The 9,564-nt window shown below is 72.8% G+C and carries 7 protein-coding genes; 6 read left to right on the top strand and 1 reads right to left on the bottom strand.

Annotated elements, in window-relative coordinates:
* Window positions 1-483 precede the first annotated feature (483 nt).
* From ABD385_RS36450 to ABD385_RS36435, 4 genes are all read left to right on the top strand, one after another.
* Window positions 484-1,743 carry an ABC transporter substrate-binding protein gene (locus ABD385_RS36450; protein WP_344583950.1) on the top strand — a complete coding sequence of 420 codons (1,260 nt, stop codon included), beginning with the start codon at window positions 484-486 and terminating at the stop codon, window positions 1,741-1,743.
* Window positions 1,740-2,663, top strand: coding sequence for a carbohydrate ABC transporter permease (locus tag ABD385_RS36445; protein WP_344583948.1), 924 nt, complete (start codon window positions 1,740-1,742; stop codon window positions 2,661-2,663). Before ABD385_RS36450 ends, ABD385_RS36445 begins: the two co-directional genes overlap by 4 nt.
* Before the next feature lie 4 nt (window positions 2,664-2,667).
* Window positions 2,668-3,504, top strand: a complete 837-nt coding sequence (locus ABD385_RS36440) for a carbohydrate ABC transporter permease (RefSeq protein WP_344583946.1) — start codon at window positions 2,668-2,670, stop codon at window positions 3,502-3,504.
* Between the two features lie 331 nt (window positions 3,505-3,835).
* Window positions 3,836-4,786: a TauD/TfdA dioxygenase family protein gene (locus tag ABD385_RS36435; protein WP_344583944.1), complete on the top strand. Its 951-nt coding sequence runs from the start codon at window positions 3,836-3,838 to the stop codon at window positions 4,784-4,786.
* A 35-nt stretch (window positions 4,787-4,821) separates the two neighbouring features.
* Here ABD385_RS36435 and ABD385_RS36430 read toward each other — a convergent pair whose 3' ends face one another.
* Window positions 4,822-5,664 (bottom strand): ArsR/SmtB family transcription factor, encoded by an 843-nt coding sequence (locus tag ABD385_RS36430; protein WP_344583943.1) that lies wholly within the window; start codon window positions 5,662-5,664, stop codon window positions 4,822-4,824.
* 858 nt (window positions 5,665-6,522) lie between these two features.
* Here ABD385_RS36430 and ABD385_RS36425 point away from each other — a divergent pair.
* Together ABD385_RS36425 and ABD385_RS36420 are read left to right on the top strand one after the other, a co-directional pair.
* The gene (locus ABD385_RS36425; protein WP_344583942.1) at window positions 6,523-7,422 is read left to right on the top strand and encodes an Lrp/AsnC family transcriptional regulator; all 900 of its coding nucleotides are present in this window, start codon (window positions 6,523-6,525) and stop codon (window positions 7,420-7,422) included.
* 401 nt (window positions 7,423-7,823) lie between these two features.
* Window positions 7,824-9,482, top strand: a complete 1,659-nt coding sequence (locus ABD385_RS36420) for an amidohydrolase (RefSeq protein ID WP_344583941.1) — start codon at window positions 7,824-7,826, stop codon at window positions 9,480-9,482.
* Window positions 9,483-9,564 lie beyond the last annotated feature (82 nt).

The raw sequence follows: 9,564 nt of genomic DNA, 5'->3' as shown, positions 1-9,564 counted from the left end.
TTTCGCCTTCGGCGGGGGTGGTTGTGGGGTGGGGCTGCGGTGTGTGGTGGGTGGCGGGGGTGGGGCCTTGGGGGTGGGTGTGCGGACTGCTGCGCTTTACGTCCGCACACCCACCCCCAAGGCCCCACCCCCTCGCGCCGTCGTTACGGTTCCCCACCCCTTGAGGTGAGGAAGTAGGGGCCTGGCTGCTCACGTCCGACCCGGGCTTCTGGTCGGGGGCCCACCACAACGGGGCCGCTCTGTCCCCTCCCCCCACCGGGCGGGGGCGCTCAACGGCGAGGAGGGGTCGGGCCTGCGGGGGCGTTGTGCAGGACTGCTGCGCTTTACGTCCTGCACAACGCCCCCGCAGGCCCGACCCCGGCACCACCCACCAACCGACGCCCCCACCCGAACCCACCCCCGCCGAAGGCGAAACCGCACCCCCACGGCGAGAAAGCCGACAACGTGGTGCACGGCCCCGCCAGGTACGGCAAAGTACCTGCCATGACGATGATCGGCAGAAGACGGCTCCTCGCCGCCGGAGGCGGCATCGCGCTCACCGGGGCGATGGCGACCGCGTGCGGTTCCAACACCGGTCGTGGCGGCTCCGGTTCGGGCCCCGCGCTGGCGCAGTGGTACCACCAGTACGGCGAGCCGGGCACCCAGCAGGCGGTGAAGCGGTACGCCGCCGCGTACGAGAAGGCGGACGTCAGCGTCCAGTGGCGGCCCGGCGACTACGACCGGCAGACCGCGGCGGCGCTGCTGACCGACTCGGGGCCGGACGTCTTCGAGGTCAACGGGCCGCTGCTGGAGCAGATCCAGGGCGGGCAGGTCGCCGATCTGACCGAGCTGGTCGCGCCGGTCAAGGACGACTTCAACCAGGCGGTGCTGGCGCCCAAGATCTGGCAGGACAAGATCTGGGGCATCCCGCAGACCGTCGACACGCAGCTGCTCTACTACCGCAAGAGCCTGCTGAAGGGCGCCGGGGTGCAGCCGCCGCAGAGCGTCGACGCACTCGTCGACGCCGCGAAGAAGCTCACCACCGGCAAGGTCAAGGGGCTGTTCCTCGGCAACGACGGCGGCGTCGGGGTGCTCAGCGGGACGCCGCTGTTCGCCGCCGGGCTGAGCCTGATCACCGAGGACGGCAAGGTCGGGTTCGACGATCCGGCGGCGGCCCGGGTGCTGGCGAAGTTCCGGCAGTTGTTCGCCGACGGGTCGCTGTTGCTGGGCGCGCCCACGGACTGGTCCGACCCGGCGGCCTTCGTCCAGGGGCTGACCGCCATGCAGTGGTCGGGGCTGTGGGCGCTGCCGCAGATCAAGAAGGCGCTGGGGGACGACTTCGGGGTGCTGCCGTTCCCGAAGGACGGCCCGGGCGGGAAACCCACCGTGCCGGTGGGGGCGTACGCGTCGGCGGTGAACGCCCGCAGCAAGAACCGGGCGGCGGCCGGGGAATTCGCCAAGTGGTTGTGGATCGACCGGACGGATTTCCAGCAGGATTTCGCGCTGTCGTACGGATTCCACATTCCGGCCCGCCTGTCGCTGGCGAAGAAGGCCCAGAAACTCCACGAGGGGCCCGCGGCGGACGCGGTGCGTTTCGCCACCGACCACGGTTACGCCGAACCGCTGCTGTGGAACACCGCGGACCGCAACGCGTACCAGGACGCGCTCAGCCGGATCATCAAGAGCGGGGCGAACCCGGAGACGGAGCTGAAGTCCGTGGTGCGGACGGTCAACGCCGAGCTGCAGCGGGCCAAGAAGAAGTGAGCGCGCGCACCGCCTCGCTGCTCGGTCCGCAACGGCGCAATCTGTGGTTCTGGGTGTTCGTCGGGCCGTTCGCGATCGGGCTGACGCTGTTCACCTACGTCCCGTTGCTGTGGAGCGTCTACCTCAGTTTCTTCGACGCCCACAACACGGTGAACCCGACGGAATTCATCGGGCTCGACAATTACACGGCGATGCTCCAGGACGGCGCCTTCCTGAGCAGTTTGGGCACCTTCCTGCTCTTCACCGCGTTCATCGTGCCGGCCACGTTCGGACTGTCGCTGTCGTTGGCGCTGATGGTGAACCGGCTGCGTTTCGCGCAGGCGTTCTTCCGTTCGGTGTTCTTCCTGCCGACCGCGTGCTCCTACGTCGTGGCGTCGCTGATCTGGAAGCTGTCGCTCTTCAACGGGGTGCGGTTCGGACTGGCGAACACCGTGCTCGACTGGTTCGGGCTGGACCAGACAGCGTGGCTGTCGACGACCAGTCCGCCCTGGTACTGGCTGGTGATCGTCACCGTGCGGCTGTGGCTGCAAGCCGGCTTCTACATGATCCTCTTCCTCGCCGGGCTCCAGCGGATCTCCCCGCAGTTGTACGAGGCGGCGGCGGTGGACGGGGCCCGGCCGGGCTGGCAGGTCTTCCGGCACATCACCTTCCCGCAGCTGCGGGCCACTTCGGTGGCGGTGGTGCTGCTCCTGGTCATCAACGCCTTCCAGGCGTTCGACGAGTTCTACAACCTGCTGAGCGACGCCCGCGGCTATCCGCCGTACGCCCGCCCCCCGCTGGTGTACCTGTACTACACCGCGCTCGGTCGGGACCAGAACCTGGGGCTGGGCAGTGCCGGCGCGGTGATCCTGGCGCTGCTCATCGCGTTGGCGACGGTGGTCCAGGCCCGTTGGTTCGGGCTCGGCCGCAAGGAGGACTGAGACCATGCACGAGGCCCTGACCCGGGCCGGCCGGGCGCTGCGCAGGGTGCTGCTGGTCGCGCTGGCCCTGCTGTTCCTCGTCCCGTTCTACCTGTTGGTGCGCAACGGGCTGGCGAGCGAGGCCGACATCACGGCGCCCTCCTGGACGTTCTTCCCGCACGAGCTGCACTGGTCGAACCTGACGGAGGCGTTCGCCGATCCGGACCTGCCGTTGGCCCGCTCGCTGCTCAACTCGACGGTGATCGCGGTGGCGACGACCGTGGGCACGGTGGTGCTGGCCTCGATGGCCGGCTACGGACTGGCCCGCATCCCCTACCGCCACGCCTCGGTGGTCTTCTACGCGATCCTGGGCACCCTGATGGTCCCGGCGGCCGTGACGTTCGTGCCCAGCTTCGTGCTGGTCTCCACCCTCGGCTGGATCTCGACGCTGCGCGGCCTGGTCGTCCCGACGCTGTTCAGCGCCTTCGCGTGCTTCGTCTTCCGGCAGTACTTCCTGGGCTTCCCCAAGGAGTTGGAGGACGCGGCGCGGGTGGACGGGCTGGGGTACTGGCGGACGTACTGGCGGATCGTGGTGCCCAACACCCGGCCGGTGTTCGCGGCGGTCGGCACCATCGTCTTCATCGGGGCGTGGAACTCCTTCCTGTGGCCGCTGGTGATCGGGCAGGACCAGTCGGCCTGGACGGTGCAGGTGGCGCTGTCCACGTTCACCACCGCACAGAACCTCAACCTGCACGAACTCTTCGTCGCGGCGGGCGTGTCGATCGTCCCGCTGGTGGTGGTCTTCCTGCTGCTCCAGCGGTACATCGTGGCCGGCGTGGAGCGCTCCGGCATCGACGACTGAGCGCGGGCGCGGTCCGCGCGCCATGGGCAGCGGGCCGCGGATGCGGTACGGTGCGTGCCATGTGCACGTACCTGGATCTCCGTGAGGCGGCGCCGCGCGACCGCGGCCCTCACGGTGCGTGCGCCCCGCGCGGCCTGAGCTTCCTGCGCCGCCGCGGCCGGGTGGGTTCGCCCCCGGCCGGCTGTCCCGGCACCCGCTGAGGACCCGGAGCCCCGGCCCTGCCGCCGGCCTCCCGCCCGCGCCTCCTTCCCGGCACCCGCCCTCCCCTCCCCCGCGCCCGCCGCCCACCCGCGGCCGTGCGCCCACCCGACTCCGTTGCATGGAGGACCTGTTGACGACTCCCACCGACGCGCCCGCGACCGCCGGCACGCCGCCCCTGCGCCCCCACCGCATCCCCGCCGACGGCCTCTACGAAGGCCACCGGATCCTGCGCCGCACCCCGGACGACTGGCCGGACCGGCCCTACGAGCTGTTCGACGTCGTCCCGCAGTCCGCCACCATCGGGGCGGAGGTGCGGGGGCCGGACCTGTCGCGCCCGCTGTCCGCGGCGCTACGGGCGGAGCTGAACCGGGCCCTGCTGGAGTGGAAGGTGCTGTTCTTCCGCGGACAGCACCTGACGTCCGCCGCGCAGCGCCAATTCGCCTCCTATTGGGGGGAGTTGGAGACCAACCCGCTGCTCGCCCGGGGCGACTCGAAGGAGGTGGTGCGGTTTGACAAGGCGGCCGCCGGCGCTCGGACGTTCGAGAACGTCTGGCACACGGACGTAACCTTCCGCGAACGGCCGGCGATGGGCGCGGTGTTGCAGCTGCACGAGGTTCCGGCGGCGGGCGGGGACACGATGTGGGCCGACATGGCCGCGGCGTACGACAATTTGCCACTGGAAATCCGGGAGCGGATCGATGGGGCGCGGGCGGTGCACGACTATCTCCCGGGCTTCTCTCGATTCTTCTCTGCGTCCCAACTCGCCCCGCTCCAGGGGGAGTTCCCTCCGGTGGAGCATCCGGTGGCGCGCCGGCACCCGGAGACCGGGCGACGGATGCTGTTCGTCAACGCGTCGTTCACCACCCGGATCGTGGGACTGCCGGAGGCGGAGAGCGACCGGTTGCTGCGCCTGTTGTTCCAGCAGGCGCATGTCCCGGAGTTCCAGGTGCGGTTCCGCTGGCGGGCCGGGGACGTCGCCTTCTGGGACAACCGCGCCACCCAGCACTACGCGGTCTTCGACTACGGCACGCAGCGGCGGATCGCGGAGCGGGTGGCGATCGCCGGGGACCGGCCGTACTGACGGGACGGCCCCGCGCGCCGCGGCCGGCCGGCGACTCAGCGCTCGAAGACCGCCGCCCCGTCGAGGTGGGCGCCGCGCAACAGGGCGGCGCCCAGCGGCGTCAGGGTGTGCAGCACCGCGTTGCCCTGGCGCAGGGTGGACAGCAGGCCGGCGTCGCGCAGGACGGTGGCGTGCTGGCTGGCGGAGGCCAGCGAGACGTCGACGCGGCGGGCGAGTTCGCTGGTGGTGCAGCCGACGCCGATGCCGTGCAGGATCGCCGAGCGGGTCTGGCCCACCAGCCGGCCCAGCGAGCGGTCGGCCGGGACCGGCGGGGCGAGGCGGGGCGCCGGGTGCTCGACCGGATAGACCAGGACCGGCGTCAGGTCCGGGTTGTGGAAGGTCACCGGGGTGCGGCGGCAGAAGTACGAGGGCAGCAGGAGCAGCCCGCGGCCGCCGAGGTGGAGGTCGCGGTCCACCGGGTAGTCGGCCTCCAGGACGGGCGGACGCCAGCGCATCATCGGCGGCAGCGACGCCAGCAGCCGGTCCGCGCCGCCGTCCAGCAGGGCCCGGCCACGGGCGGCCCGGTCGGCCTCTATCCGACTGCGGACGCGGTGCCAGTGGGGGGCGACGGCCGCGTCGTGGTAGCGCTGGAGTATCCCGGCGAGGCGGCCCAGCGCGCGGGTCTCGCCGTCCGCCATGGCGCGTATCCAGGCGGGGAGCGGGCGCCCCGCGGCGGGCACCAGGCGGGCGAGTTCGGCGTGCAGCCGACCGACCGGCGTCTCGCGCAGCGCGCCGAGCGCCTCGCCCATGCCGAGCAGGCCCTCGGCGGGCGTCAGGAAATCCGGGAAATAGCCGCGGGTGGGCACCAGCGGTGCCAGCAGACGCGCTTCGCCATTCAACCTTCCACGGGTTTCCGATCGCCAACTGCCGAACGTGGAATCGTCACGCCGGTCGCGAAGCCGGTGAAAGCTTAAGACCGTCTCCCACAGCGCATCCGGGCGCGCGGCAATCCGCACGCGGGCCAGATCGAGTCCACTGAAATGGACGCGTAACACCGAACCCCCACTCTTTGGTTATCTCCGTCGGCCCCCGGCACGCCTGAGTATGCACGCAACCACACGCGGTCACCATGCCCTTTTGGCCAGAGTTGAAAAGGGTCGCGCGGGGCCCCGCCCGGACGGAATGCTGGAGGCAATTCAACGTCGGTGCGCACGGCCCGGATTGCTCGATCCCGTGGGGGGTGATGGGCAAACAACCGGCCGGGCACAGCCCCGTTGAAGGCCGCCTCCCACGCCGACTGGGAGGGCGGCAGCTCCCGAGGGGGGAGTCCGGAGAAAAGCAAGGGCGGCACCCGTGCGCACGGGTGCCGCCCTTGCCGTGCGCCGTCGTTCGCCAGCCGGCCGCGGGGCGTGCCGCCGCCCGGTCGGCCACGGCCCCGACTCCGACAACGGCCGACAACCGACCGTGACCCGCGCCACTAAACGGTTCCGATACGGACGGTTCCCGTTCGGACCATTGTGGCGCGGGGCATTGCGCCGCGGATGGTTCTCCTTTGGACGATTTCCGGTGCGACGGCTTCCGGTTCAACGGATTCCCGGTCGCCGGGTTCCGGTGCCGCTTCCGATCCCCGGCGTCGACGCTTTTCGGGATTTTGCGCAAGGGCCGCCGGGCCCCTTCTTCGGGCCGTACGCCGAAAGCCCCGAAAGCAGCGCCCGGAGCGGAGCGGCGGGCCCCGGCGTGGCAGACTGGGCGGCCCCATGAACCCCGCCCCCCTCGACCCCACGGACCTCGCGCTCGTCCGCCTGCTCCAGCACGACGGACGCACGTCGTACGAGACGCTCGCCGCGCGGATCGGGCTCTCCCGGGCCGCCACCCGGGCCCGGGTCCGGCGTCTCAAGGAGGACGGGGTGGTGCGGATCGTCGGCATCGTCCACCCGGCGGTCCTCGGGCGGACGGTCTGCGCGCACGTGACGCTGGCGGTCAACGGTCCGGCCGCGCCCACCGCCCGGGCCCTCGCGGCGCTCCCGGAAGCGGTCTTCGTCACGCTGACGGCGGGCCGCCGGCCGATCGTCGCGGAGCTGCGCACGGAGAGCTTCGACGCGCTCAGCGCCCTCCTGGCCGACGTCTCCCGGCTCCCCGGCGTGCGGGAGGTGGACACCACCCCGTACACCCGCGTGGCCAAGGACCCCTACCTGCCCGCCGACGCGCCGGCCGCGCCGGACCTCGACGCCACCGACCACGCCCTCTTGCAGGCGCTCCAGGCGGACGGCCGGACGTCCTACGCCGACCTGGCGGAACGCGTCGGGATGTCCCCGGCGGCGGCGCGGGCCCGGTCGCTGCGGCTGCTGGCGGCCGGGATGCTGCGGGTCGTGGCGCTGACCAGCCCCGGGGCGGTGGGCCTGGGGTACCTCGCGGGGTTCGCGCTGCGCCGCTCGGGCACCGGGCCGGACGTGGCCCGGCTGGTGGCCGCCGAATCGGTGCAGTTCGCCGCGGAGTGCGTGGGGCGGGCCGATGTGATCGGCACGGTGGGTGGCGCGAGCCTGCCCGACGTCCTGACGGCACTGGAGGAGCTGCGGTCCGCCCCCGGGGTGCACGCCCTGGAGAGCTGGCTCCACCTGGAGCTGGTGAAGGAACGGTACGACTCCACCGCTCGCTGACCCCGCGCACCGGGCCGCCGTCACACCCCACGGCGGCCCGCCCCTCGGTCACCCCGGCACCCCCTCCGGTGCAGCTCCCGCTCGGCCTCCTGCCGCGCCCGGTCCTCGCGCGCGCCGGGCCCGCCGCACCGCCGCCCCGCCCGGCCGCAGACCACCCCGGGCCCGCCCGCGGATTCCGTTTCGTTCGCGCACCCCTGCCAAGATCAACGAAAATTTTCTTTCGACACCCCTTGGCGAGCGATTCGTTTGCTCTCTACACTCGCGGCGAGCGAGACGGCAGCACGAGACCTTCCCGGCCACCGATGCGACGGTCCGCCCCGCCCCGCGGTCCACCGCGCTCCGCCCTCCCTCGCGGACCGGTGCCGCGCCCCTTCTCCCCCGCACCACACAGGAGCACCACCATGCCCAACCCGCCCCGGACGGCAGCCGAACGCACCCTCCTCGTGACCGGCGGCACCGTCCACACCCTCACCGCGACCGGCTCCGCCGAGGCGCTCGCGGTGCGCGGCGACCGCATCGTGCACGTCGGCACGGCCGAGGACTGCCGCGCCGCGCTCGACGGCCGCGTGGACGAGGTGCTGGACCTGGACGGCCGGTGGGTCCTGCCCGGCTTCGTCGACGCGCACTGCCACCCGGTGATGTACGGCCAGAACCTGGCCTGGGCGGACGTCCGCCCGGAGACCGTCGACACCATCGACGGCCTGGTGGCGGCCCTGCGGCGGCACGCCGAGGGCCTGCGCCCCGACACCGCCCTGCGCGGCTTCGGCTACGAGCACCGGCGGCTGGCCGAGGGCCGCCACCCCACCTGCCGCGACCTGGACCGGGTCGCCACCGACCGCGAGGTGTACGTGATGAACGCCTCCGGACACGGCGGCGTCGTCAACTCCTTCACCCTGCGCAAGTACGGCATCACCGCCGGGACCCCGGACCCGGCGGGCGGCCGCATCGGCCGTGACGCCTCCGGCGAGCCCACCGGCGAACTGTGGGACGGCGCCTGCGACCTGCTCACCGGCCCCGACGGCGTCAAGATCACCAACCACGGGCCGAACTTCCACCTCGACGACCCCGAGGACGTCATGCGCGGCCACCTGCTGCGCGCCCAGGAGACGTTCCTGGCCGCCGGGGTCACCACCATCGGCGACGCCCAGGCCTCGCGCCGCGAGCTGGGCACGTACCTGCGCGCCCGCGACAACGGCGACCTGCGCATGCGGACCTCCGTCTACCTCACCTCCGCCCTCCTGGACACCGCCCTCGACCTCGGCCTGACCCGACGGCTGGGCGACGACCTGCTGCGCGTCCAAGGCGTGAAGCTGTACGCGGACGGCACGCTCGGCGGCTGGACCGCCTACTTCCCCGAGGGCTACGCCGCCGACTGCTGCCACCACGGGCAGCTCTACCACTCCCCCGAGGAGTACGCGGACCTGGTGCTCCGCGCCCACCGCGCGGGACTCCAGACCGCCACCCACGCCCAGTCCCCGTACGCCATCGGCATGGTCCTGGACGCCGTCGAGCGGGCGCTCGCCGCGGCCCCGGCCGCCGATCCGCGGCACCGCATCGAGCACTGCGGCCTGCCCACCGACGAGGAGATCGACCGGATGCGCGCGCTCGGGGTGCACGCCGTGCTCCAGCCGCAGCACCACCTGCGCACCGGCGACGGCACGCTGACCGCGATCGGCGCACTCGGGCACCGGTACAACCCCTGCGGCCTGCTGCAACGCGCCGGCACCTCGTTCGCGCTCAGCTCCGACGCGCCCGTCGCGCCGCCGCGCCCCTTCGAGGCCGTCGCCGCCGCCGCGAGCCGCGTCACCGTCCTCGGCACCCGGCTCGGCACCCCCGAGATGCGGCTCGCCGTGGCCGACGGGTTGCGCGCCCACACCGTCGGCGGGGCCCGTGCGCTGCACCGCGAGGACGCGGTCGGCGCGCTGTTCGCCGGTGGCCTCGCCGACTTCGTGATCACCCCGGTCGACCCCTACGGCGTGGCGGACCTCGGGGAACTCGCCGCCCTGGGCGTCGACGAGACGTGGATCGGCGGTCAGCGGGCCTGGGCCGCCTCGGCCTGACCCACCCCGCGCCTGCCCCTCACCCCGCCCGAGGGGCAGGCCCCGCGCACCGCGCCGCCCGCGCCCGCCACCGTGAAGGAGC

Source organism: Streptomyces lunalinharesii, from assembly GCF_039532155.1.
Lineage (GTDB): Bacteria > Actinomycetota > Actinomycetes > Streptomycetales > Streptomycetaceae > Streptomyces > Streptomyces lunalinharesii.
Note: the sequence above shows the minus strand (reverse complement) of the source record. Positions and strands in the feature narration are given on the sequence as shown.

Coding starts and splice junctions, on each gene's coding strand:
- ABD385_RS36440 (WP_344583946.1), top strand. CDS start 2,668: ATGCACGAGGCCCTGACCCGGGCCGGCCGGGCGCTGCGCAGGGTGCTG.
- ABD385_RS36420 (WP_344583941.1), top strand. CDS start 7,824: ATGCCCAACCCGCCCCGGACGGCAGCCGAACGCACCCTCCTCGTGACC.
- ABD385_RS36425 (WP_344583942.1), top strand. CDS start 6,523: ATGAACCCCGCCCCCCTCGACCCCACGGACCTCGCGCTCGTCCGCCTG.
- ABD385_RS36450 (WP_344583950.1), top strand. CDS start 484: ATGACGATGATCGGCAGAAGACGGCTCCTCGCCGCCGGAGGCGGCATC.